This is a genomic window from Roseateles rivi (assembly GCF_043555845.1).
In the GTDB taxonomy this organism is placed as follows: Bacteria; Pseudomonadota; Gammaproteobacteria; order Burkholderiales; family Burkholderiaceae_C; genus Roseateles; species Roseateles rivi.
The window spans coordinates 225687-249133 of record NZ_JBIGHZ010000006.1; the positions used below are offsets into that span (position 1 = coordinate 225687).

General features: G+C 65.8%; 19 protein-coding genes. 6 read left to right on the forward strand and 13 right to left on the reverse strand.

Annotated features, from left to right (window positions below; all coding sequences use genetic code 11):
- Positions 1-3: 3 nt before the first annotated feature.
- The 7 genes from lspA to ACG0Z6_RS16140 all read right to left on the reverse strand — a co-directional run bounded on the left by lspA (position 4) and on the right by ACG0Z6_RS16140 (position 8024).
- Positions 4-498: a signal peptidase II gene (gene lspA, locus ACG0Z6_RS16110; RefSeq protein WP_394463273.1), complete on the reverse strand. Its 495-nt coding sequence runs from the start codon at positions 496-498 to the stop codon at positions 4-6.
- The gene (gene ileS / locus ACG0Z6_RS16115; RefSeq protein WP_394463275.1) at positions 498-3347 is read right to left on the reverse strand and encodes an isoleucine--tRNA ligase; all 2850 of its coding nucleotides are present in this window, start codon (positions 3345-3347) and stop codon (positions 498-500) included. Before ileS ends, lspA begins: the two co-directional genes overlap by 1 nt.
- Positions 3348-3465: 118 nt before the next feature.
- The gene (locus ACG0Z6_RS16120) at positions 3466-4500 is read right to left on the reverse strand and encodes a bifunctional riboflavin kinase/FAD synthetase (protein WP_394463276.1); all 1035 of its coding nucleotides are present in this window, start codon (positions 4498-4500) and stop codon (positions 3466-3468) included.
- A gap of 9 nt (positions 4501-4509) precedes the next feature.
- The gene (locus tag ACG0Z6_RS16125; RefSeq protein WP_394463278.1) at positions 4510-5907 is read right to left on the reverse strand and encodes an ATP-binding protein; all 1398 of its coding nucleotides are present in this window, start codon (positions 5905-5907) and stop codon (positions 4510-4512) included.
- A 222-nt stretch (positions 5908-6129) separates the two neighbouring features.
- Positions 6130-6867: a pseudouridine synthase gene (locus tag ACG0Z6_RS16130; RefSeq protein ID WP_394463280.1), complete on the reverse strand. Its 738-nt coding sequence runs from the start codon at positions 6865-6867 to the stop codon at positions 6130-6132.
- A 6-nt stretch (positions 6868-6873) separates the two neighbouring features.
- Entirely contained in the window at positions 6874-7533 is a 660-nt protein-coding gene (locus ACG0Z6_RS16135) for a retropepsin-like aspartic protease family protein (RefSeq protein WP_394463282.1), read from the reverse strand.
- Positions 7530-8024: a YajQ family cyclic di-GMP-binding protein gene (locus ACG0Z6_RS16140; RefSeq protein ID WP_394463284.1), complete on the reverse strand. Its 495-nt coding sequence runs from the start codon at positions 8022-8024 to the stop codon at positions 7530-7532. Before ACG0Z6_RS16140 ends, ACG0Z6_RS16135 begins: the two co-directional genes overlap by 4 nt.
- Before the next feature lie 104 nt (positions 8025-8128).
- Between ACG0Z6_RS16140 and murB the strand changes: the two genes are divergently transcribed.
- Positions 8129-9160, forward strand: coding sequence for a UDP-N-acetylmuramate dehydrogenase (gene murB, locus ACG0Z6_RS16145; protein WP_394463396.1), 1032 nt, complete (start codon positions 8129-8131; stop codon positions 9158-9160).
- A 21-nt stretch (positions 9161-9181) separates the two neighbouring features.
- Here murB and ACG0Z6_RS16150 read toward each other — a convergent pair whose 3' ends face one another.
- From ACG0Z6_RS16150 to ACG0Z6_RS16165, 4 genes are all read right to left on the reverse strand, one after another.
- Complete coding sequence (locus ACG0Z6_RS16150; protein WP_394463286.1) at positions 9182-10543, reverse strand: amidohydrolase family protein; 1362 nt, start codon at positions 10541-10543, stop codon at positions 9182-9184.
- Positions 10540-13704 carry an amidohydrolase family protein gene (locus ACG0Z6_RS16155; RefSeq protein ID WP_394463288.1) on the reverse strand — a complete coding sequence of 1055 codons (3165 nt, stop codon included), beginning with the start codon at positions 13702-13704 and terminating at the stop codon, positions 10540-10542. The genes ACG0Z6_RS16150 and ACG0Z6_RS16155 overlap by 4 nt, the downstream gene beginning before the upstream one ends.
- Before the next feature lie 48 nt (positions 13705-13752).
- Positions 13753-15888: a prolyl oligopeptidase family serine peptidase gene (locus ACG0Z6_RS16160; RefSeq protein ID WP_394463290.1), complete on the reverse strand. Its 2136-nt coding sequence runs from the start codon at positions 15886-15888 to the stop codon at positions 13753-13755.
- 86 nt (positions 15889-15974) lie between these two features.
- Positions 15975-16535 carry a YaeQ family protein gene (locus tag ACG0Z6_RS16165; protein ID WP_394463291.1) on the reverse strand — a complete coding sequence of 187 codons (561 nt, stop codon included), beginning with the start codon at positions 16533-16535 and terminating at the stop codon, positions 15975-15977.
- A 140-nt stretch (positions 16536-16675) separates the two neighbouring features.
- On the opposite strand from ACG0Z6_RS16165, the gene ACG0Z6_RS16170 reads away from it, so the two are divergent.
- The 4 genes from ACG0Z6_RS16170 (at position 16676) to ACG0Z6_RS16185 (ending at position 20473) form a co-directional block, all read left to right on the forward strand.
- A complete protein-coding gene (locus tag ACG0Z6_RS16170; RefSeq protein WP_394463293.1) occupies positions 16676-17350 on the forward strand; it encodes a hypothetical protein in 675 nt (224 codons plus the stop codon).
- 133 nt (positions 17351-17483) lie between these two features.
- The gene (locus ACG0Z6_RS16175) at positions 17484-19529 is read left to right on the forward strand and encodes a M3 family metallopeptidase (protein WP_394463296.1); all 2046 of its coding nucleotides are present in this window, start codon (positions 17484-17486) and stop codon (positions 19527-19529) included.
- 163 nt (positions 19530-19692) lie between these two features.
- Positions 19693-20046, forward strand: a complete 354-nt coding sequence (locus ACG0Z6_RS16180; protein WP_394463298.1) for a hypothetical protein — start codon at positions 19693-19695, stop codon at positions 20044-20046.
- A gap of 106 nt (positions 20047-20152) precedes the next feature.
- On the forward strand, positions 20153-20473 hold the full coding sequence (locus tag ACG0Z6_RS16185) for a hypothetical protein (protein ID WP_394463300.1): 321 nt from the start codon (positions 20153-20155) through the stop codon (positions 20471-20473).
- A 14-nt stretch (positions 20474-20487) separates the two neighbouring features.
- On the opposite strand, the gene rsgA is transcribed toward ACG0Z6_RS16185, so the two are convergent.
- Together rsgA and ACG0Z6_RS16195 are read right to left on the reverse strand one after the other, a co-directional pair.
- Entirely contained in the window at positions 20488-21393 is a 906-nt protein-coding gene (rsgA, locus tag ACG0Z6_RS16190; RefSeq protein ID WP_394463302.1) for a ribosome small subunit-dependent GTPase A, read from the reverse strand.
- Between the two features lie 14 nt (positions 21394-21407).
- Entirely contained in the window at positions 21408-22766 is a 1359-nt protein-coding gene (locus tag ACG0Z6_RS16195; protein ID WP_394463304.1) for a M48 family metallopeptidase, read from the reverse strand.
- Positions 22767-22858: 92 nt separating this feature from the next.
- Here ACG0Z6_RS16195 and orn point away from each other — a divergent pair, with 92 nt between their 5' ends.
- Complete coding sequence (gene orn / locus ACG0Z6_RS16200; protein WP_394463306.1) at positions 22859-23440, forward strand: oligoribonuclease; 582 nt, start codon at positions 22859-22861, stop codon at positions 23438-23440.
- The last annotated feature ends 7 nt before the right edge of the window (positions 23441-23447 follow it).

Consider the following 23447-nt stretch of genomic DNA (forward strand, 5'->3'; position numbering starts at 1 on the left):
CGCTCAGCCCTTGCGCACGCGGCGCAGTTCGTCCCAAATCAGCAGCGCTGCGCCCAGAGTGATGGCCGAGTCCGCGATGTTGAAGGAGGGGAAGTACCAGCCGGCCCAATGCACCTGGATGAAGTCCACCACATAGCCGTGCATGAGGCGGTCCACCACATTGCCCACCGCGCCACCCAGGATCAGCGTCAGCGCCCAGGAGAACAGCGTTTGGTGGCCGTGGCGCTTGAGCATCCAGGTGATGAACACCGTTGCCGCCAGGCCAATGGCGGTGAAGAACCAGCGCTGCCACCCGGAAGCGCCCGCCAAAAAGTTGAAGGCCGCGCCGGTGTTGTGCATGCGCACGATGTTGAAAAAGCTCGTCACCGTGTGGCTGTCGCCGTAGGCAAAGGTCTTGATGATCAGCGTCTTGGTGAGCTGGTCAGCCAGCACGATGAGCAGAGCAATGCCCAGCCACAAGCCCAGGCGGGAGCCGCCGTTGTTGCGCGCGCGTGCCATCAGGCCACCTTCCGGGTTTCACCGGCCCCATGCAGATTGCTGTCGCAGCGACCGCACAGACCCGGGTGCTCGGCGTTGGCGCCCACGTCAGCGCGGTAGTGCCAGCAGCGCTCGCACTTGGCGTGGCTGGAGGGGCTGACCTGCACGCTGAAAGCTTCGGCCGCACTGATGCTGGCCGCGGAGGTGATGAGCACAAACTTCAAGTCCTCGCCCAGGCTTTGCAGCAGGGCCAAGTCCTCGGCGTTGACGCCCAGCGCCACTTCGGCCTGCAGCGAGGAACCGATGGCGCCCGTGACGCGCACCGCTTCAATGGCCTTGTTCACCGCGTCGCGGATCTCGTGGATGCGCTCCCACTTGGCGATGAGCGCGCCATCGGCCTCGGGCAGGGCCCAGAAGGTTTCGGTGAAGAGGGTGTCAGCGGCGCTCTTGTTCGCAAACACCTTCCACGCTTCCTCTGCCGTGAAGCTCAGGAAAGGCGCCATCCAGCGCAGCATGGCGTTCGTGATGTGCCACAGCGCGGTTTGGGCCGAGCGGCGCGCCAGGCTCTTGGGCGCGGTGGTGTAGAGGCGGTCTTTGAGCACATCCAGGTAGAAGGCGCCCAGGTCCTCGGAGCAATACACCTGCAGCTTGGCCACCACGGGGTGGAACTCGTAGCGCTCGTAATGGGCCAGCACATCGGCCTGGAACTGGGCCGCACGCGCCAGCGCGTAGCGGTCGGCTTCGAGCAGCTGATCCAGCGGCACGGCGTCGCTGGCAGCGTCAAAGTCCGAGGTGTTGGCCAGCAGAAAGCGCAAGGTGTTGCGGATGCGGCGGTAGCCGTCCACCACGCGCGCCAGAATTTTGTCGTCGCCCGCGATATCGCCCGAGTAGTCCGAGGCTGCCACCCACAGGCGGATGATCTCGGCACCGAGCTTTTTGCTGGTGTCCTGCGGGTCCACGCCATTGCCCTTGGACTTGCTCATCTTGTGGCCCTTGCTGTCCACGGTGAAGCCGTGGGTCAAGAGTCCCTTGTAGGGCGCACGGCCGTTGAGCGCGCAGGAAATCAGCAGCGAGGAGTGGAACCAGCCGCGGTGCTGGTCGTGGCCTTCCAGATAGAGGTCGGCTTCGGGGCCGCTGTCGTGGGCAGCACCGGCGTGGCTGCCCTTGAGCACATGCTCAAAGGTGGAGCCGGAATCGAACCACACGTCCAGAATGTCTTGGCCTTTGCTGTAGAACTCAGCTTCGGCGCCCAGCCACTCGGCCGGGTCCAGCTTGGCCCAGGCTTCGATGCCCCGGGCCTCCACCAGCTGTGCGGCGCGTTCAATGAACTCGAGCGTGTTGGGGTGGGGCTGGCCCGTGTCCTTGTGCAGGAAGATGGGCAGCGGCACGCCCCAGCTGCGCTGGCGCGAGATGCACCAGTCCGGGCGCCCGGCAATCATGTCGCGCAGCCGCGCCTGGCCGTTCTCGGGGTAGAAGCTGGTTTGCTCAATGGCTTGCAGCGCGGTCTGGCGCAGCGTCTGTTCGGCCTTGTCCACGGTGAAGACGCCATCGCCTTCGTCCATGCGCACAAACCACTGCGCTGCGGCGCGGTAGATCACCGGGCTCTTGTGGCGCCAGCAGTGCGGGTAGCTGTGGGTGATCTTGCTGTGGGCCAGCAGGCGGCCGGCGTTTTGCAGAGTCTCGGCAATGACCGGGTTGGCCTTCCAGATGTGCATGCCGCCGAACAGGGGCAGGCTGGCCTCATACGTGCCATTGCCTTGCACCGGGTTCAGGATGTCCTTGAAGGCCAGGCCGTGAGCCACGCAGCTTTGGAAGTCGTCCAGGCCATAGGCCGGGGCCGAGTGCACCACGCCCGTGCCGTCGTCGGCGGTGGCGTAATCGGCAAGATAGACCGGGCTTTCGCGGTCATAGCCCGCGTCCACATGGGCCAGCGGGTGCTTGAACTTGAGCAGCTCCAGCTTGCGGCCTTGGGTCACAGCCACGGTCTGGCCTTCCAGCCCCCAGCGGGCCAGGCATTTCTCCACCAAGGCCTCGGCCACGAGGAAGTAGCCGCGCTCGGTCTTGACCAGGGCGTAGGGCAGCTCGGGGTTGAGGTTCAAAGCCTGGTTGGCCGGGATGGTCCAGGGCGTGGTGGTCCAGATGACGGTGAAGGCCTCGGCGTCCAGCCCAGGCAGGCCAAAGGCCGCGGCCAGCTTGGCGGGCTCGGCGCACAAAAATGCCACATCCACAGCCGGACTTTGCTTGTCGGCGTATTCGATTTCGAACTCGGCCAGCGAGCTGCCGCAGTCAAAGCACCAGTACACGGGCTTCAAGCCTCGGTAGACAAAGCCGCGCTCGAACAGGCGCTTCAGAACGCGGATCTCGCCAGCCTCGTTCTTGAAGTCCATGGTGCGGTAGGGGCGGTCCCAGTCGCCCAGCACGCCCAGGCGCTTGAAGTCGGCGCGCTGCTGGTCGATTTGCTCGCCCGCATAGGCCCGGCTCTTGGCCTGCACCTCGTCGCGCGGCAGGCCACGGCCAAAGGTCTTCTCGATTTGGTTTTCGATGGGCAAGCCGTGGCAGTCCCAGCCTGGGATGTAGGCCGCGTCAAAGCCCGCGAGCTGGCGGGCTTTGACGATCATGTCTTTCAAGATCTTGTTCACCGCATGGCCCATGTGGATCTGGCCATTGGCGTAGGGCGGGCCGTCGTGCAGCACGAACTTGGGCGCTCCGCAGCGCGCAGCGCGCAGCTTTTGGTAGATGCCTTGCTCTTCCCACTCCTTCACCCAGCCCGGTTCGCGCTTGGGCAGGTCGCCGCGCATGGGGAAGGGGGTGTCGGGCAGATTCAGGGTGGCGCGGTAGTCGCGGCCTGGGGTGTCGGTGGCGTCGGTCATGGCGGCAATCGGGTGAATGAACCCGATGTGTGGCGGGCACAAGTCGGGTGGCAAAAAGTCGAAACAGGGTGGGGGTTCGGGGTCGGCACCGCAGCCGGCTGTGGTGCGAGCGCCGGGGTCAAATTCGGTCGCGGGTGGTTTGACGGCGCACCGCAGCGTGGGCCGCCAGCCATGCACGAGCCTGGGCGACATCGCAGGCAATGGCTTGGGTCAGGGCGCTGAGGCTGTCGAAATGCGCCTCGTCACGCAGTTTGTGCAGGAGTTCCACGCGCACGAGTTTACCGTAGGCCTCCTTGGGACCCAGCTGCGCTTGCAGGGTCTGCGGCCACTCCAGACAGTGCACTTCCAAGAGCACGCGCCCGGAATCGTCCACCGTGGGGCGGCTGCCCAGCGAGGCCACACCGTCTAGCGGCGCCTCGCCCAGCCCCCAGGTGCGCACGACAAATATGCCCTGCGCGGCCGGTTTGGGGTGGGTGAAGCGCAGGTTCAGGGTGCGAAAGCCATCGCCCGCGCCAGGACGCGAGGCGGACAACTCCCGCCCCAGCTTGAGACCATGCACCACGCGCCCGCTGATGGCGTAGGGCCGCCCGAGCAGCCGCTCGGTGCGCGCCATATCACCGCTGGCCAGGGCTTCGCGCACGGCCGAGCTGGAGACGCGCAAGCCGTGCACCTCGTAGCTCATCATGCGTGCCACATCAAAGCCGTCGCGCTGCCCGGCGGCGTCCAGCGTGGCGTAGTCGCCCAAGCGCTTGGCGCCGAAGCGGAAGTCGTCGCCCACCAGCACGTAGCGCGCGCCCAGGCCTTGGTTGAGCACTTGCTCGATAAAGCCTTGAGGGGAGAGCGCTGCCAGGGCGGCGTCGAAGCGCAGCACCACGACCTGGTCGATGCCGCAGCGCTGCAACTCGCCGAGCTTGTCGCGCAGCGTGGCAATACGCCGTGGGGCCAGCTCGGGGCGCTGCAGCACTTGCGAGAAGTAGTCCCGCGGGTGCGGCTCGAACGTGAGCACTGTGGCGGGCAAGCCGCGGTGGCTTGCTTCCGATTTGAGCAACGCCAGCATGGCCTGATGGCCGCGGTGAACGCCGTCGAAGTTCCCAATGGTCAGCGCCGTGGCGGGCGCAATACCGGGGTGGTTAAAGCCGCGAAAGACCTGCATGGACGCGGATTATCCGCGCTGCACGCTGACGCTCAGGAGTTGACCGGGGACGGTGACCTGCGCTTGAGGGGGCAAGTGGCGCTCTACCAAGCGCATGAGCTCCTCCAGCTCAAAGGGCTTGACCAGGTAGTCATCCATGCCGGCCTCCAGGCAGCGGCCCCGATCGCCGTTGACGGCGCTGGCCGTCAAGGCCACAACCGGTGTGCGCGCCAGACCCTCGGCCTGTTCGCGTTCGCGCCACAGCCGCGTGGTTTCAAAGCCGTCGAGCTGCGGCATCACGCAGTCCATCAACACCAAATCGAAACGGCGCTCCTGCAGCATTTGCAGGGCCTGCAGTCCATTGGTGGCTTGCAGCACTTGCAGCCCGCAGCGCTCCAGCGCGCTGCATGCCACCAGCAGGTTGACCGGGTTGTCGTCCACCAGCAGCACGGTGCCCTGCAAGCGGGGGAGCTTGGCGCGTACCGTGGCAGTTGGCGTGGCCGGGTCGCTACGTACCATGTGCGCGGGTGCTAAGGGCAGATGGACAGAAAAGGTCGAGCCCATGCCCACTTCAGAGCGGCAGCTGAGTTGGCCGCCCATGGCGTGAACGAGTTCGCGTGCAATCGTCAGCCCAAGGCCTGAGCCCTCAGACTGCCCTTGCTCACTGTGTAGGCGCTCAAAAGGCACAAAGATGCGCTCAATTTGGTCGGCAGCCAGCCCCGGACCAGTGTCACGCACCTGGAAGACCAAGCGCGCGCCCTGACCCCTATCGACTTGGCACAAGAGCTGCAAATGCACTTCACCACGCTGCGTAAATTTGATGGCGTTGCCGATCAGGTTGTGCAGCACCTGCTGCAGGCGCGAAGGGTCGCCCAATACCGTGGTGGGCAGGTCGTGGGCAATGTCGTAGTGCAGGCGCAAGCCTTTGCGCTGCGCGCTGTCCCCCAGCAGTCGGCAGACATCGTCCACCACATCCCGCAGCACAAGGGGCACGTGATCAATGTGCAGGCGCCCGGACTCAATGCGGGCCAGCTCCAGGATGTCGTTCACCACCGTCAGCAAGTGGCGTCCGCAGCGGCGCACCAGCTCCAGGTGTTCGCGCTGCTGGGGGTTCATCTCCGTCTGCGACAGCAGCTGGGTCATGCCCAGAATGCCGCTGAGTGGGGTGCGGATCTCGTGGCTCATCATGGCCACAAAATGGCTGCGGGAGCGGCTGTTGAGCTCCACCGTTTGCAACGCGACACGTTGGCGCTCGCGCTGCTGGGCCAAGCTGAGCTGCAGCTCGCGGCTGATGCGGTGCAGCCGATGTTGGCTGTAGGTGGCCAGCAAGGCCAAGACGACTGTGAGCAGCCAACCGATCAGCACCGCTGTTTGATGGTCAGCCCACCACCCCATGCCAATCAGGCCCGCGCAGCCCAGCCCCAACAAGGGAATGGTTCCCGCCCAGTATCGGTGTGTCGTTCCCAGTGCTGACGCGACGCTATTTGGCATGCATTCCCATCAAGGCAGCGAACCATCCAAGGCTGGCCCTACTGCGTGTTTGGCCTTGAGTCACGCGAATCCAGCAATCTTTGTACACAAAGTTGATGACAGAATAACTGGGTATCTACCCTGCGAGGCGTCGAGTGTTGCGTCTAACCGACCTTGGCGTCAATTCAGCACGGCCTGGCGCCCTTGCTCGACCCAACACCATTGACCGGGCGCCAGATCGGGGGGCAGGACAAGCCGACCCACTTGCGCACGGTGCAGGCCTGACACCCGGTTGCCCACCGCGGCAATCATGCGCTTGACCTGGTGGTAGCGGCCCTCGGTCAAGGTCAGACTCAAGAGACCGGAATCGAGCAAATGCGCGGCGTCGGCACGCGCCGGGCGTTCGGCCAGGCGCGGGTCGCGCTCTTGCAGCAGCACGCCCTCGCACAACTGCTGCAGTGCGCTCTCGGCCAGCGGGTGTTTGCACTGCACGTGGTAGACCTTGGGCACGTGATGACGTGGGCTGGTGAGCTGGTGTAGCAGCTGGCCGTCGTCGGTCAGCAGCAGCAGCCCCGTGGTGTCTTCGTCCAGGCGCCCCACAGGCTGCACGCCGCGCTGGCGCAGCGGCTCGGGCAGCAGGCTCAGCACGCTGGGGTGGTGCAGCGGCTGGCGCGAGCACTCGTAGCCCGAGGGCTTGTGCAGCATGATGAGCGCCTGGGCGTGGTAGGGCCAGGGCTCACCATTCACATGCAGCACCAAGCCTGCCAGGGGCAGGACGTGGTCGGCATCACGCAAGATTTGGCCTTGGTAGGCCACGCCGCCTTTGGTGAGGAGGGCCTGACATTGGCGCCGTGTGCCAAAGCCTTGGGAAAAGAGGATCTGCCCCAGGGGCAAGGCCTCGGACTTGGCTGGTTTCATAACTGCTCAGTTGCGGTGCGTCAGCACCATTTGATCGGCATCGCGCCGCATCTGGAAACGGCTCAACACGCTGTTACCCAGCAAAACATGGGGCATGGCGGCTGGCAGCACCATGGCCTCCACCTGCGTGAGCTCTATGCCACCCAAGCGCAGGCTCTTGATCGTCACCAGCTGACCTTCAACCGCACCGTTGGCGGTTTGCGCCGTGACCTTGCGTGCCGCATGCAGCGCCAGGCCCAGGCGCTGTGCCTCAGGTAAGCCCAGGGTCAACAATGAGGCGCCGGTATCCACCAAAAATCGGGTGGCGGTGCCGTTGATGCTGCCATCCAAATAGAAGTGACCGTTTTGCCCCTGGGCCGTGAGCGTGCCCTTGGGCTCCACGCCTAGCTGCGCGGGCGATTCGCCCAGCTGCAAGCGGCGCCGCTGCCCCAACACTTCCACCTCAGCGTGATCATCTTGAATGGCCAAGAGGCGCACGCCCCGGGCGCTTTGCCCCAGCTGCAAAGTCAATGCTTGGCCATCGATGAGCAGCAGCGCTGCGTGTTTGCCCAGACTGCCGTTGAAGGTGATGTGCGGCCCGCCCAATGCGGCAGCTTGAGGCCAGGCTGACGCACAGCAGAGGCTCAGTGTTCCCCACAGCAACAGCGCCAGGCCGCGGCGGGTCATTTGCGGTAGTTGTCGAAGGTCAGGGGCAGATCAGGCAAGTCTTTGCGCAACACGGCCTGCGCGGCTTGCAAGTCGTCCAGCGCCTTGCCAGTGATGCGCACCACATCGCCCTCAATGGCTGCGGTGACTTTGAGCTTGCTGTTCTTGATGGCGGCCACCAGCTTCTTGGCTTCGGCCGATTCCAAGCCGGCCTTGACCTTGTAGACCTGGCGCACGCGGTCGCCGCCGAGCTTTTCAATCTTTTCTTGCTTGTCGATAAAGCCCAGCACCACGCCTTGCTTGCTCAGCTTGGCGTAGAGCACGGCTTCGATTTGCTCGAGCTGGAACTCTGCGTCGCCGACGCTGTGGATCTCGTTTTCCTTGGGCTTGAACTCAATGGCGGCGCTGGTGCCTTTGAAGTCAAAGCGTGTGGCAATTTCTTTGGCGCTGGCTTCGACACTGTTGCGAAGCTTGACCATATCGGGTTCGAGTTTGGCGTCAAAACTGGCCATGGGTGTGCTCGGGTTCGGTGAGGGCGCCGTGTGCGGCCGCCGTTTCAGGGAGAATTCCTGCCATGCAGGAAAAATTGGATCAGGCCTCGACAGGCCAGGGCGGCATTGTGCCGGAGCACGACGTCAAGCTGAAGGACTACAACAGCTTTGGCCTGCCCGCGCAAGGCCGCGTGCTCTTGCGCGTGCGCTCTCAAGCCGATGTGCGCCGCGTGGTGGACCACCCGCAATGGGGCCGCGCGCCCAAGTTTGTGCTGGGTGGTGGCTCCAATTTGGTGCTGACCAAAGACATTGAAGCCGTGGTGCTGAAGGTGGAAATCCCTGGCATACGCTTGGTGGCCGAGCGTGAGGATGCCTGGATTGTCGAAGCTGGTGCAGGCGTGCTCTGGCACGAGGTGGTGGCCTGGACGCTCGACCAAGGCATTCCGGGGCTGGAGAACATGGCGCTGATTCCCGGCACCGTGGGGGCCGCACCGGTGCAAAACATCGGGGCCTATGGCGTGGAGCTCAAAGACCGCTTTGAAAGCCTGGATGTGGTGGACTTGGTGACTGGCCGCGCCGTCACGCTGGACGCCCGCACCTGTGCTTTTGGCTACCGCGACAGCGTCTTCAAGCGCAGCAGCACTGAGGGCGGGCTGGCGGGCAAGTGCGTCATCACCCATGTGCGCCTGCGCTGCCCCAAGCCCTGGCAGCCGCAGCTGGGCTACTACGACTTGGAGCGCAAGATGGAGCAAACCGGCATCCACTCGCCGGATGCGCGCCAGGTGTTCGATTGGGTCTGCGCCATTCGGCGCGCCAAGCTGCCCGACCCAGCCGTGCTAGGCAATGCGGGCAGCTTTTTCAAAAACCCGGTGGTCACGCCCGAACAGTGCCGCGACATCATTGCCCGCGACCCGCATGTGGTGCACTACCCCATGCCCGATGGCAGCTTCAAACTGGCTGCAGGTTGGCTGATTGACGCCTGCGGCTGGAAGGGCAAAGCCGTGGGCGGTGCGGCGGTGTACGACAAGCAGGCGCTGGTGCTGGTCAACCGCGGCGGGGCCACAGGCGCCGAGGTGGTGACGCTGGCGCGGGCCATTCAGGAAAGCGTTTACGGCCGTTTTGGCATTCGCCTGGAGCCCGAGCCGCTGGTGGTTTGAACCCCAGCGGCATCAGACGCGCTAGCGCCGCAGCCGCTCCTCGTAGCGATCGCGCAGCCGGGTGTGGCGGTTGTCCATGGGCAACTCGCGCCCTTGCACAAAGGTGCGCAGCACCTCGGAGCGGATGTCCAGCGGGCTGCCACTGCTGACAAACAAGCTGGCCAGGCACCCGACTTGCAAGCTGCCCAGGCGGTCGCTCACGCCCAGGATTTGTGCGGGGTAGAGCGTGATGGCCTTGAGCGCCTCGTCGGCACTGAGCCCATGGGCCGTGGCGCGACCGGCTTCAAAGGCCAGATTGCGTTCGTTGGCCGCATGGCCTTCGCTGCCACTCATGCCAATGCAGAACGACACCCCAGCCTCGGCCAGACTGGCGGGCAGGCGCCAGAGGGTGTCGACCGGGTCGTCCCGGCGCAAGGGCAGGCGGTTGACCTGGGCCACCACCACGGGAATTTGGCGCGTGCGCAGCGTGCTGGCAAAGAGCGCGGCCTCCGCCCCACCCACCAGCACCAAACGCAGCTCGTGGCGCTGCGCCAGTTCCAGCGCATGACGGATTTGCAGCCTGTCGTCGGCCCGCGCCCACACGGGGCGGCGCGCTTGGGGGTCGGCCGCAAAGCAGCTGCGCAGGGCTTCCCAGCGGCTGTCTATGGGCAGCTTGGGGTCGACTGCGCGCGCCTGTGCGTAGGCCCGGGCCAGGGCAAAGGCTTCGTCGAGCTGGCGCAGGCGCTGCTGCGCCACACGCTGCTGCTGGGCGCGCGGCGCGCTGTTGTCGCCAAACATGCTCTCGGGCGTGCGCGCCGCCGGCATGTGAATGTGCAGCGCCAGCTCGGGCACCAGAGCCATTTGCTCCCAGTGCCAGCCGTCGAGCTGCAACAGCGCTGAGGTGCCCGCCATCAGCCCGCCAGGCGCGGTGCGCGGTGCGGTGTGAACCGTCAGCACGCCGCCGCTGCGGGCCACGGCAATCAGCTCGCTGTCGGCGTTGACGGCCACCACGGCCCGCGCATTGGGGTTGAGTTCACCCACCTCGCTGCTGTCCACCGTGGCCTGCACGGCATTGATTTCCACCAATCCCAACGCGCTGATGGGGGAAATCAAGCCCGGATAAACATGCTGCCCCTGCAGGTCCAGCAGCTTGGCATGGCTTGGGGCTTGCAGCTGCGGCCCGCCAATGGCGGCAATGCGGCCGTTTTCAATCAGCAGCCGACCGTTCGGTATGGGCGCTTGCACCAGCGGATGCAGCAGCGCATTGCTCAACATCAGCGTGGGCGCGGCTGCGGCTGGACTCGTGGCCAAGGACCCAAGCCAGGCGCTGCCGCCGAGCGCCCCGAGCTGTTTGAGCAGCGCACGGCGCGAGCGGGTTACGGATGGGACGGTGGGCAGACTCATGGCTGGAGCTCCGCGGTGCATTGGTGTCCTTCAGCGTCGCTGTAGCTGCTGCGCCAGCGTGCTTGCTCATGCAGCCATTGCCGCAAGCGCAGCTCGGCCAGCGCCAGCGCCAAGGCGTTGTCGTCGTCCGCGCCAGGCGCCTTGGCGCTGCCGCGTGGGTTGGCGTTTTTCTGGCCATCAGCGGCCCCGGCGTCGCGGCCCAGGGCGGCCAAGCGGGCGGGCAGGGCTTGAGCCAGCAGGGCGCTGCGCTGCGCCTTGGCTTGTTGCTGCAGGCGCTGGTCGGTCTCATGGTCGTAGAGCTTGCGGCCATCCACCCAGGTTTGCAGGGTCTTGCTGGAGGTGGCCAGGGGGTGGCCGCTCCACAGCACCACGTCGGCGTCTTTGCCCACTTCCAGCGAACCGGTGCGCAGCGCCACACCCAGTTGCCGTGCGGGGTTGATGGTGACCAGCGCCAGCGCGTCTTCCTCGGCCATGCCGCCCCAGCGCACGGCCTTGGCGGCCTCGGTGTTGAGGCGCCGAGCCAGCTCGTTGCTGTCGGAGTTGAAGCTCGTCAGCACGCCTGCACGGCTCATCATGGCGGCGTTGTAGGGGATGGCGTCTTTGACTTCCATCTTATAGGCCCACCAATCCGAGAAGGTCGAAGCGCCCGCGCCGAGCTGCGCGATTTCGGGCGCCACTTTGTAGCCCTCGAGCACGTGCTGGAAGGCCGCGACCTTGAGCCCGAACTCTTGCGCCAGGCGGATGAACATCAGCATCTCGTCAGCGCGATAGGCGTGGATGTGGATGGCGCGGCGGCGCTCCAGCAGCTCCACCAGGGTGTCGAGTTGCAGGTCTTTGCGCGGCTCGACCTTGCGCTTGCCCTGGCGCCATTCGGCCCATTGGCTGCGGTATTGCTCGGCCTGGCGGAAGGCGTCGCGCAGCAGCTGCTCCACGCCCATGCGGCTCTTGGGGTAGCGCTTGCTGTTGTCACCCCAGTTCGACTGTTTGACGTTTTCACCCAGGGCGAACTTGATGCCGGGCTCGGCGCCAACAAATTTCAGGCCTTCGGCATCTTGGCCCCACCGCAGCTTGATGACTTGGCTTTGCCCGCCAATGGTGTTGGCCGAGCCGTGCAGCACGTTGGCGGTGGTCAGCCCGCCCGCGAGCTGGCGGTAGAGGTTGACGTCGGTGGCGTCGATCACGTCGCCAATACGGACCTCGGCCGTGACGCTGTTGGAGGCCTCGTTCACGCCGCCGTTGATGGCCACATGGCTGTGCGCGTCAATCAAGCCCGGCGTGATGTGCAGCCCGCGTGCGTCCACCACCTGCGCACCGTTGGGGGCGGGCAGGTTTTTGCCGATGGCGGCAATCTTGCCGTCGCGCAGCAGCAGGTCGTGCTCTGGCAGGCGACCTGCCGTGGTGCTGGTCCACAGCGTGGCGCCGCGCAAGAGCACGGTAGGGGGCGCGGCGCTGAATTCCGCCGAGCCATAGGCGCCAGCCGGGTAGCGCTTGAGGACGCTGAGGTCGGGGGCGCTATCGGTTTTGGCCTCGGTTTTGGCCTCGGTTTTGGCCGTCTGCGCCTCAGTGGCTGAGGCGGCACCCAGACGCTGCGCCCAGCGCGGGGCGTCGGGTTCTGCCGCGCTGTGCAGGCCGTCCCCTTGCAGGCGCAGGGCCAGCCAAGACATGATTTTGTCAGCCGCCTTGTCGCTGCCCGCGCCGGGTTCGGCGGCGGCACAGGGCCAGCGCAGCTGCAGCAGATCTCCGCGCTGCACCAGCTCGCAGCGCCCGCCCTGGGCCAAGCGTGCCTGGGGCTGGCGCGGGCTGCCGCTGATGATGAGTTCACCCCCGGCTTGCAGCTGCCAGCGCCCGCGCGCGTCGGGCCGCTGCCAGGCCTCCGTGCTGTGGGCGATGCCGGCCACAAAAGTCAGCTCGATGTCGGCTTGCTCGTCCACGAACAAATCGCCACGCGCCACCACCAAATGCGCCAGCTGCCCCGGCGCAATGCGGCCCAGGCGTTTGTCCTGCCCCAGCCAGGCGGCGGGCGTGGTGGTCAGCGCCGCCAAGGCGGCTTCGGGTTTGAGGCCACGGCGCACAGCCAGGCGCAGATGGGGCCAGAAGTCACGCGCCGCAGTGCCCTGGCTGGTGAGCGCCAGCGCAATGCCTTGCTGCGCCACCAAAGCGGGGTTGGAGGGCGCAAGCTGCCAGTGCTGCAGCTGCTGCAGGGGGATGTCTTGCGCCAAATCGGGGTCTTCGACTTCGGGCGCCGCAGGGAAGTTCAGCGGCAGCACCACGCCCATGGCGCTGGCTTTGAGTTGGGCGAGCTGGCGGTACTCATGCCCCTGGCCCAGCAGCGTCATGCGCAGCTTGAACTCGTCGCGCAGCCGTGTGGCGCGCCCGATGTCTTGCTCATCGTTGAGGGCCATGAACACGGCTTGGCGCCCCTGCAGCGGTGCTTGCAGGGCGGCCAGCGCGGCATTGGGGGCAGCATCTGCCCCAGCACGGCCCCACCAGCGGGCGTCCCACAGGGTTTGGCGCGTCAGCGCTACCGCGCCCATGAGGGAATTCGGGTAGGCGGTGGCGTTGTGCCCGCGGTACCACTGCAGGCCCAGGTGCTGGCTCACGTCAGCGACCAGCACGCGCTGGCGCGCATCGGCGTCGCCACCAGTGGCCAGCAACACACCCTGGCCGCGAAACAGGCCTTGCGCCGGGCTGCTGAGCACAGCGGTAAAGCCCAGCTCACGCAAGCCTTGCAGGGCATCGGCTGCGCCGGACCCTTGGGCAGCGGCCGAGCGCTCGGGCCGCACCAAGGCGTGCTGGCTGGGCAGGGCGGCGTCTTTGTCCGGCGTGGTCTGCCCAGCGTGGCTGTTGAGTTCGATAAAGCCCGCGTAGACGGTACGCCCGGGCAAGGCCCACACGCGCGCACCCGGCGGGATGGCCAGCTGCGTGCCGACGGCGCTGATGCGCCCGTCGCGCAAGAGCACCGTGGCGTTGTCCAGCACCTGGCCCGGCGCCACCACCACGCGCGCCTGGGTCAGCGCGTGCCATTGCTGGGGCTGTTCACGCAGGCCGTTGATGGGCGGCTGAGGGGCGCTTTGCGCCCAGCCCAGCGCCACGGCGCCGAGCGCCGCGCCGGCCACCATCCATTGCCGCCAAAGCGGCCGCCCAGGCTTGAGCTGCTTCATGCCGTCCTCCTCCGAAGGCGGCCATTGTGCCGTTGCGTCGGCGCTGCTTCAGCGGCCCAGCTGTCGCCAGAGATAGGTGTATTCCAGGGCCAGCAAGGTGGCGCGCTGGTCGTTGTCCGCAGCGCCGCCGTGCCCGCCTTCGGTGTTTTCGTAGTACAGCACCTCGTGGCCTTGCTCGGTCATGCGCGCCACCATCTTGCGGGCATGACCGGGGTGGACGCGGTCGTCCTTGGTGGAGGTGGTGAAGAACACGCGCGGGTAGTGCTTGCCCTTCTTCACGTTGTGATAGGGGCTGTAGCGCTGCAAATAGGCCCAGTCTTCGGGCTGATCCGGGTCGCCGTACTCGGCCATCCACGAGGCCCCCGCCAGCAAGCGGTGGTAGCGCTTCATGTCCAAGAGCGGCACCTGGCACAGCACGGCATTGAAGAGCTCGGGGCGCTGCACAAAGGTAGCCCCTGTCAGCAGCCCACCGTTGCTGCCACCCTGGATGCCCAGGTGGCGCGCACTGGTGATGCGCCGCTGGATGAGGTCTTCGGCCACGGCGATGAAGTCGTCATAGGCGCGCTGACGGTTTTCCCTGAGCGCTGCGCGGTGCCAGGCCGGACCGAACTCGCCACCGCCACGGATATTGGCCAGCACATACACACCACCGCGCGCCAGCCAGCCGCGACCCAAGACGCCCGAGTAGCCCGGCAGCATGGAGGCTTCAAAACCGCCGTAGCCGTAGAGCAGGCAGGGGTTTTTCCCGTCGCGCTGCATCTGCTTGGCGCTCACCACGAAGTAGGGCACGCGGGTGCCGTCTTTGCTGCGCGCCAGGTATTGGCGCACTTGCATGCCGCTGCTGTCGAACTGCGGCGCGCGGCGCTTGAGCAGCTCGCGCTGGTCGCTGCCCGTGCGGCACAGCATCAGGGATGCTGGGGTGAGGAAGTCGTTGTAATACACCACGTAGTGCTCGGCCAACGGGTCTTGGGCCAGCGCGGGGTCGTGCAGCGCTTGCAGGCTCAGGCTGCCGGGGTAGGGGAGTTTGACCTCGCGGCGGCGCAACGGCCCTTTGGGGCCAAAGCGCCATTCCTGAACCCGGCTGGCCACCATGTCGTTGAGCTGCAGCAGCACGCAGCTGGCAGTCAGCGCCAGGGCTTCGAGTGAGCGCGTGGCGCTGGGCTCGAACAAGCGCGTAAAGCGGCGCTCACCGCGCTCAAAGGCCTTCAGCCCAATGCTGGCCAAGCTGCCCGAGCGCAGCGTCTGCCCGGGCAGCTTCCAGTCCTTGCGCGGGCGCAGCAGCAGCCAGTCGCCCCACAAACTGACCTGCACATCGCTGGGGATCTCCAGCGGCTTGAGCTGTGCGGGGCGCAGCGCGTGCAGCTCTTGCACCGTGCCCTGCCACACGCAGAGCTCGCTGTTGTAGAAGTCCAGCGCCCGGTAAAACGAGATGCGCGGGGCGTGGCCGTGGCGTTCTTCAACCGAAGCGCCGGCCGAGACATCGCTGGCCTGGCCCTCGTAAACAACAGGGGCCTCGCTCAGCGGTGTGCCTCGGCGCCACAGGCGCACGGTGCGGGGGTAGCCCGAGTCGGTGAGGCTGCCCACGCCGGTGTCCGTGCCCACCAGCAACGTGTCGGCATCCACCCAGCTGGCTTGGCTCTTGGCTTCAGGCAGCTCAAAACCTGCTTTGACGAACTGCTTGTCCACGCAGTCGAACTCGCGCATGACGCTCGCATCCGAGCCCCCGGGCGAGAGCCACAACAGGGCCCGTCGGTTGTCGGGCCCGGCAAAACTGGCGCCGTGGAACACCCAGCTCTTGCCCTCTGCGCGGCCCAGTGCGTCGATGTCCAGCACCACTTCCCACTGCGGCTTGTCTTGGCGGAACTGCTCCAGCGTGGTGCGCCGCCACAGCCCTCTGGGGTTGGCCTCATCGGTCCAGAGGTTGTAGAGGTCTTGGCCCACGCGGGATACGCCTGGAATGCGGTCCTGTGTGGTCAGCAGTTCCAGGGCCTGTTCGCGCAAGGGTGTGTAGAGCGGGTCGGCCTGCAGCTCAGACAAAGTGGCCTTGTTGCGCTGCGCCACCCAGGCCAGCGCCTGCGGGCTTTGCACCTCTTCCAGCCACAAGTGGGGGTCTTCAGCGGGCGCCTGGGTTGCCCAGGCAGGCACACCGGCAGCGCAGGCTCCGAGGGCAGTGGCAGTGAACATGCGGCGGTTCAGGGCAAAGGGCGGCGTCATCTTAAATTTGAAAGATTTGCGGTAGGCGCAGTGTAGAGAGACTCGGGGCCAGTGCTTCAGCTCTTGCGGGCCCTCAGCACCAGGGGTGTGATTTCCACAGGGTCTTGGTTGCTGCTGACGTAGATGTGCCCGTCCTGGATGCTGATTTGCAAGACCATGGAGCGGTCGCACAGGCGTGCCAGGGCTTGGGACTGCTCGGCCGGGATTTGCAGCACCTCCAGCTTGGGGGTGCGCGTGAGCTTGTTCTCCAGGCCTGCCCACCAGATCGGGGTGCTGGCGGCGTAGCTCAACACGGTCATGCGTTCGGCACGGCCATGGGCTTTCATGATGCGGCGCTCGTCGGGTTGGCCCAAGTCGACCCAGTGCACCACCTCGCCGGTCAGGTCCAGCTGCCACAGGTCGGGTTCGTCAACGTCTGAGAGCCCCTTGGTGAATTCCAGCTTGCCGCGCACGTCGTCAGAGGGCTGCAGCAGCGCGTAGGCCAGCACCCGCAGCATCATGCGCTCTTCGGTTTCGGAGGGGTGTCTGGCAATGGTGAGGTTGTGCTCGCCGTAGACATGGCGGTCCATGTCAGCGACGTTGAGCAGGGCTTTGTGAATGCTTGCCTTGAGGGCCATAAGAGCGACGCAGTGTGCGGGGTGCAAAAGCTCGGATTATCCCGGTCATGGCATGATGGCGCCTTGAGTTGGCGGCTCGCATGGCCGCTTCTGTTTGATCCCCCAAGACGCATCCCAGCTGTGATGCGGAGGTCCTGACGATGAAGAAGTGTGTTGCTCTGGTAGCGGTGGGCGTGTTGCTTGCCGGTTTGGTACAGGCCCAGACGGTCAACCCCAAGGCCAAGGTTGACCCAAAGAACAACAAGGTCAGCCGCCCCGTGGTGGAAAAGCCCAAGAAAGTGCTGCTCACGCGTGACCAGCTGCGCCACTGCATGACCGCGGTGGACGCCAACGAAGCCGAAGGCTTGGCCATCAAGGCCGAAGACGCCAAGCTCAATAGCGAGCGCACCGAGCTTGCCGCCGAAAAAGACCGCCTGACCAAGCAAGGCGCTGAGCTCACCGCCACGGCCGACGGCATCAAGGCCGAGCGCGACGACATCCTGAAGTACGGCGAAGAAGTCAAAGCCAAGGCCAAGGAACTCAGCCGCAGCGAAGTCAAGGCCATGCAGGAGACTTACCAGGCCCGTGCCACGGCGCTGGACGCCCGCATTGACGCCTTCAACAAAGTCAAAGACGCCTACTTTGAAGCCTCCAAGGGCTTTGACGCCAAGGCCGAGGCTTACAACAAGCGCAAAGACGGCCTGAGCACCCGCCTGGAAGAGCACACCGATAAGCTCAACGAGTGGAAGCTCGAGTGCTCCAACAAGGACTACGACGAGGCCGACGAGATCGCCATCAAGAAGGAACTCGCCGCTGCCAAAGCTGCGGGCAAGTAAGCCCTAGACCCTTGGGGGCGGCAGTCGTCGCCCTGGTCATTTGTATGCGCCGAGCCCTCCACCCCGAGTGCCGGCGCATTGTTGTTTGTGCTGCCCCTGTTGACGCGGGCCTGAGCCCGGCGCCCCATCCATCATGACTGCCACCAACCCCTTGCTGCAAACCTGGGACGGCCCCTATGGCCTGCCGCCTTTTGAAGCCATTGCCGCTGAGCACTTCATGCCAGCCTTTGAGCAAGCCCTGGCCGAGCACCGTGCCGAGCTGCAAGCCCTGGCCCACAACCCAGCAGCCCCGAGCTTTGACAACACCATTGCCGCGCTAGACCGCAGCGGGCGGCGGCTCAAAGCCCTGCGCCAGCTCTTTGACACGCTCAACGCCTCGGTCAGCTCCGAGCCGCTGCAAGCCGTGCAACGCGCCATGGCCGCACCGCTGGCCGCGCACAGCAACGCCATCTACCTGGACGCCGCTTTGTTTGCGCGCGTCGACGCCCTGCATGCGCAGCGCGCACAGCTCGGATTGACGGCCGAGCAGCTGCGCTTGCTCGAGCGCATCCAGCTGGACTTTGTGCGCGCGGGCGCTCAGCTCCAAGGCGAGGCAAGGCAGCGCTACGCCCACATCATGGAGCGCCTGGCGCAGCTGCACACGCAGTTTGCGCAAAACGTGCTGGCCGACGAATGCAGCTACCAGCTGCTGCTGCAGGGCGAGGCCGATATGGCCGGGCTGCCCGACTACCTGCGTGCCTCCGCACGCCAGGCGGCCGCGCAGCGGGGCCTGCCTGAGGGCAGCCACATCGTGACGCTGTCGCGCTCGCTCATCGTGCCTTTTCTGACCTTTTCGCAGCGCCGCGACTTGCGCCAGCAGGCCTACGAGGCCTGGGTGGCGCGCGGCGAGCATGCGGGCGAGACAGACAACCGCGCCATCGTGCAAGACATCCTGACCCTGCGCCACGAACAAGCGCAGCTGCTGGGCTACGCCTGCTATGCCGACTACGCGTTGGCCGACACCATGGCGGGCTCGCAAGGCGCCGTGCAAGCGCTGCTGCAGCAGGTGTGGGCGCCTGCCCAACAAGCCGTGCAGCGCGAGCGCGAACAACTGCTGGCCGCACAGCGCCAGTGCGGTGACACGCACCCCCTGCAGGCCTGGGACTGGCGCTATTACGCCGAGAAAGTGCGCCAGCAGCACTACGCGCTGGACGAGGCACAGATCAAGCCTCACTTTGCACTGGGCGCGATGGTGCAAGCCGCCTTTGATTGCGCGCAGCGCCTCTACGGCCTGCGTTTTGTGCACCAGCCCACGGTGGCGGCTTACCACCCGGACGTGCAGGTCTACGAGGTGCAAGACGCCCAAGGCCGGCTGCGCGGGCTGTTTTTGCATGACAACTTTGCCCGCCCCAACAAGCGCAGCGGTGCCTGGATGAACGCACTGCGCTGGCAAGCGCGCAACGGCATCGATGCCTTGCCCATCATCCTGAACAACAACAACTTCGCCAAAGGCGCGACGGGCGAGGGCACGCTCCTGTCCTTCGACGACGTGCGCACGCTGTTCCATGAGTTTGGCCACGCGCTGCACGGCCTGTTGTCGGACGTGGCGTTCGAGCGGCTCTCCGGCACCCAGGTGCTGCGCGATTTTGTCGAGCTGCCCTCGCAGCTCATGGAGCACTGGATGGCCGAGCCCGAGGTACTGCGCCGCCACGCGCGCCATGCGCAAACGGGTGAGCCCATCAGCGACGCGCTGCTGGCCAAGCTCAAGGCTGCTGCCCACTTCAACCAGGGCTACGAAACCCTGCGCTACTGCGCCTCGGCCCTGGTGGACTTGGCCGTGCACGCCCGCACCGACGCCCAAGCCCCAGACCCCGTGGCTTTTGAAGCGCAAACCCTGGCGGCCCTGGGCCTGCCTGCGGAAGTGGGCATGAACCACCGCCTGGTGCACTTCCAGCACCTTTTCTCTGGCAGCAGCTACGCCTCGGGCTACTACGTCTATCTGTGGGCCGAAGTGCTGGACTGCGACGCCTTCGAAGCCTTTGTCGAAGCGGGTGATGTGTTTGACCCGACCACCGCCGCGCGCTTGGTCGAGCATGTGCTGGCTGTGGGCAACAGCCGCGAGCCAGCGGCCACCTACCGCGCCTTCCGGGGCCGTGACGCCGAAGTCACCCCCATGCTGCGCGGGCGGGGCCTGTGCTGAGGGGCTGAGCGTCCCTCGGGGCCGACAACGCTCACACGGCGTTGATCGGCCCTGCTTGCAGCTCAAGCGCGCGGGCTGACGTTTGATCGCACGGCGCTGGCTGGCACCGGGATGACCCGGCACAGTTGTCTCCATGCCGAGTTTCGGCAGCAAGGAGATGAACGTGAACACTTCGACCACCATCCGCACCACAAGCACCACCCGTGACCAGGGTCTTGGCAAAAGCCTGGGCTTGGCCGCAGCCTTGGTCGGGTTGGCAGCGGCGGTTGCGCTGAGTCTGCCTTCCTCACAAACCCTTGCGGCGCACGATGGCGCACAGCCCCAGCATCTGCCTGTGGTCTATGTGGTGGGCAAGAGCCAGGCCACACAGGCGCGCGAGGCCGCCGCCAAACATCTGCCCACGGTCTACCTGGTGGGCAAGAGCCAAGCCACGCTGGAAGGCGAGCGCCTGCGCGCGCAAGCCAGCGCCGCACCGGCCGCAGATTCCAGCAAGCCCAGCCTGTTTGCGCAGCTCTGAGACGTGCTGCCACCTCAGTGTTGTTTTGAGCAAAGAAGCTGCGTACGCTTGAAATGTCTGTCAGCGCCCCCAAATGCGGCTGGCATGGGTCTTTGAGGGGACTGTTTTGTTTGCTTCTGTGTTGAGTGCGGTGGGTTTGCTGCTCAAGCGCCTGCTGCTGATCGTGGTGTCTTTATTGGGCGTGCTGGTGCTGCTGGGCGTGGGCTTTGCCGTGCTCTGCGGCGTGCTGGTGTGGAGCCTGCTGCGCCGCCGTCGTCCGAACCTGAATATTCGCGCCTGGCAACAAGCCCGCGCCTTTGGGGCCAAGGGCTGGAGCCGCCCCGCGCCCGCGGCCGATGTGCAAGACGCCGACTTCCGTGAAGTCGGCACCCAGCAGCCTTCACCCCGTCACACGCCCCCACCCGGCGGGCACCGGCTGGAGGGCTGAGCGCCCACCCGCACTCACCAGTGCGGGGTGCTGTTGAGCTCTTGCCAGAGCTCGTCGTAGATGCGGTAGCGCGAGGCGCTGATGACGCCGCTTTGCACGGCGTCCAGTACGCGGCAGCCCGGCTCATGGCGGTGGCTGCAGTTGGCAAAGCGGCATTGCCCCAGCAGCGGGCGAAAGTCCGCCATGCGGCTGGCCAGCTCGGCAGCCCCGATTTGCCGAATGCCAAATTCCTGAAACCCTGGTGAGTCGATCAAGGCGCTGCGCCGCGCGGCGTCGAGCCAGTACCACTGCGTGGTCGTGGTGGTGTGGCGGCCTGAGTTCAGGGCCACCGAGATTTCACCCACCTGGGCCTGCGCGTCCGGGATCAAGAGGTTGATGAGCGTGCTCTTGCCCGTTCCGCTGGGCCCCAGCACCAGCGTGGCGCGGTCTTGCAAATAGGGCTGCAGCACATCGCGCGAGGCCTGGGGCTGCGCTTTCAAGCTGAGCTCCAACACCTCATGCCCCATGTCGCGATAGGGCTCAAGGCGCTGGCGCGCTGCGGCGGCACCGGGCAGGTCGGTTTTGTTCAGCACGATGCGCGCGTCAATGCCGGCGCTGTCCGCGGCAATGAGGGCGCGTGTGAGCTGCGACTCGCTGAACACCGGGTCGGCCGCCACCAGAATCAGCAGCTGGTCCAGGTTGGCGGCAAAGCTCTTGGTCTTCCATTCATCCTGGCGGTAGAGCAGGTTGCGCCGGGGCTGCAGACCTTCGATCACCCCTTCATGCTCACTGCTGCGCGCCCAGCGCACCCGGTCGCCCACCACGGCTTCGCTTTTCTTGCCGCGTGTCAGGCAATTCAGGCGCGTGCCGTCTTCGCGTTCGACCACGTAGTGGCGGCCATGACCACGAACCACCAAACCGATATGTACTTCACTGCTCATGCTGTGCGCCTCTTTCAACGGGCTGGCCGTGCGCTGAGCAGGGCAATGGCACCCAGCCGCTCGCTAGCGGGTGGGTGGGAGTAGTAAAAGCGCGCAAACAAGGGGTCGGGCGTGAGCGTGCCGGCGTTGTCTTCGTGCAGCTTCAAAAGCGCCTGGCTCAGGTCTGCGCCACTGGCGTGGGCGCAGGCAAAGGCGTCAGCCTCGAACTCATGCTTGCGCGACCAATGCGCCATCAGCGGGGTCAGCAAAAAGGTAAAGGGCGGCAGGGCCAGCACAAACAGCAGCAAGGCCAGTGCGTCGTTGGGGGCACCGAGCGCAGGGCGCACGCCCAGGCCCAGGTAGAAGGACATTTGCTGGCTCAGCCAGCCCAGCAGGGCAAAGCCCGCCAAGCTCATGAGGCAGCCCAGCACCAGGCGCTGCGTCACATGGCGGCGCTTGAAATGCCCCAGCTCATGCGCCAGCACGGCCTCCACCTCCTCGGCGTTGAGGCGCTGCAGCAAGGTGTCGAAAAACACCACCCGCTTGGCGCTGCCCATGCCCGTGAAGTAGGCGTTGCCATGGGCCGAGCGGCGGCTGCCGTCCATCACAAACAGGCCCCGCGCGGCAAAACCGCAGCGTTGCATGAGGGCCTGCACACGCGCTTGCAGCGCGGTGTCTGACAGCGGCTCAAAGCGGTTGAACAAGGGGGCAATGAGCGTGGGGTAGAGCACCAGCATGAGCACGTTAAAACCCATCCACACGCCCCAGGCCCACAGCCACCACAGCCCACCAGCGCTGGCCATCAACCACAGCACCAGCGCAGCCAGGGGTAGGCCCAGCAAGGCGCCCACCAAGAGGCCTTTGAGACTGTCCATGACGAAGAGCTTGAGCGTGCTGCGGTTGAAGCCAAAGCGCTCCTCCACCACAAAAGTCTGGTAGAGCGACCAGGGCAAATCCAGCAGCCCGGACAGCAGGGCAAAACCGCCCAGCAGCGTCAACTGGTAGGCCATGGGCCCCCAGTGCGGCACCAGCTCCAGCACCGCTTGGTTGAGCAGGTGCAGGCCGCCCAGCAGCGTCCAGCCCAACAGCAAGCCGGTGTCCCACATCAGGTGCCACAGGCCCACGCGGTGCTTGGCCACGGTGTAATCGGCGGCCTTTTGGTGTGCGGCCAGCGGCACTTTGTGCGCAAAAGCCTCTGGCACGGCCGCACGGTGCTGCACCACATGGCGCACCTGGCGGCCCGCCAGCCAGAGCTTCAGCACGAAAGACAGCAGCACAGCGGCCGCGAAGCACAGGCTCAGCGTCAAAGGCTCAAAGCCGCTGGGGGTGGCATCCAACAGCCACTGAGCGTGGGGCAGGGCGCCTTGGGGCGCCGCGATGTGGGGTGTTTGCATGGGGTGCAAGTGTAGGTGGGCGACAATCGCGATCCAACACTCGAAGGCGGGTTTGCACCCGCTGCCGACATCCCCCTCCAAGGACCCACCGCATGAGCACGGACACCTCCAGCGCAGCGCCCCAGCTGGCCTGCCACGAAAGCAATCTGATCTGGATCGATCTGGAAATGACTGGCTTGTACCCGGACCGCGATCGCATCATCGAGATCGCCGTGGTGGTGACCGACCCGCAGCTCACCGTGCGTGTGGAAGGCCCTGTGTTTGCCGTGCACCAAAGCGACGCACAGCTCGACGCCATGGACGCCTGGAACAAGGGCACGCATGGCAAGAGCGGCCTGATCGACCGTGTCAAAGCCTCGACCATCGACGAAGCCCATGCGCAGGCCGAAGTCATCGCCTTTCTCAAGCGCTATGTGCCCGCGGGCAAGTCGCCCATGTGCGGCAACTCCATCGGTCAGGACCGCCGCTTCCTGGTCAACTACATGCCCGAGCTGGAGGCCTTCTTTCACTACCGCAACCTCGATGTCTCGACCCTCAAGGAGCTGGCGCGGCGCTGGAAGCCCGCGGCCATGGAGGGTTTCAAGAAAGCGCAAAAGCACACCGCGCTGGCCGATATCCATGAGTCCATCGACGAATTGCTGCACTACCGCGAGCATTTCCTGAAGCTGGACTGAACGGGGC

Excerpts from the sequence above, each read along its gene's own strand:
- ACG0Z6_RS16170 (WP_394463293.1), top strand. The coding sequence starts at position 16,676 with ATGAAGAAGTGTGTTGCTCTGGTAGCGGTGGGCGTGTTGCTTGCCGGT.
- ileS (WP_394463275.1), bottom strand. The coding sequence starts at position 3,347 with ATGACCGACGCCACCGACACCCCAGGCCGCGACTACCGCGCCACCCTG.
- ACG0Z6_RS16120 (WP_394463276.1), bottom strand. The coding sequence starts at position 4,500 with ATGCAGGTCTTTCGCGGCTTTAACCACCCCGGTATTGCGCCCGCCACG.
- ACG0Z6_RS16135 (WP_394463282.1), bottom strand. The coding sequence starts at position 7,533 with ATGACCCGCCGCGGCCTGGCGCTGTTGCTGTGGGGAACACTGAGCCTC.
- ACG0Z6_RS16130 (WP_394463280.1), bottom strand. The coding sequence starts at position 6,867 with ATGAAACCAGCCAAGTCCGAGGCCTTGCCCCTGGGGCAGATCCTCTTT.
- ACG0Z6_RS16140 (WP_394463284.1), bottom strand. The coding sequence starts at position 8,024 with ATGGCCAGTTTTGACGCCAAACTCGAACCCGATATGGTCAAGCTTCGC.
- ACG0Z6_RS16155 (WP_394463288.1), bottom strand. The coding sequence starts at position 13,704 with ATGAAGCAGCTCAAGCCTGGGCGGCCGCTTTGGCGGCAATGGATGGTG.
- ACG0Z6_RS16150 (WP_394463286.1), bottom strand. The coding sequence starts at position 10,543 with ATGAGTCTGCCCACCGTCCCATCCGTAACCCGCTCGCGCCGTGCGCTG.
- ACG0Z6_RS16165 (WP_394463291.1), bottom strand. The coding sequence starts at position 16,535 with ATGGCCCTCAAGGCAAGCATTCACAAAGCCCTGCTCAACGTCGCTGAC.
- ACG0Z6_RS16160 (WP_394463290.1), bottom strand. The coding sequence starts at position 15,888 with ATGTTCACTGCCACTGCCCTCGGAGCCTGCGCTGCCGGTGTGCCTGCC.
- orn (WP_394463306.1), top strand. The coding sequence starts at position 22,859 with ATGAGCACGGACACCTCCAGCGCAGCGCCCCAGCTGGCCTGCCACGAA.
- ACG0Z6_RS16195 (WP_394463304.1), bottom strand. The coding sequence starts at position 22,766 with ATGCAAACACCCCACATCGCGGCGCCCCAAGGCGCCCTGCCCCACGCT.
- lspA (WP_394463273.1), bottom strand. The coding sequence starts at position 498 with ATGGCACGCGCGCGCAACAACGGCGGCTCCCGCCTGGGCTTGTGGCTG.
- rsgA (WP_394463302.1), bottom strand. The coding sequence starts at position 21,393 with ATGAGCAGTGAAGTACATATCGGTTTGGTGGTTCGTGGTCATGGCCGC.
- ACG0Z6_RS16175 (WP_394463296.1), top strand. The coding sequence starts at position 17,484 with ATGACTGCCACCAACCCCTTGCTGCAAACCTGGGACGGCCCCTATGGC.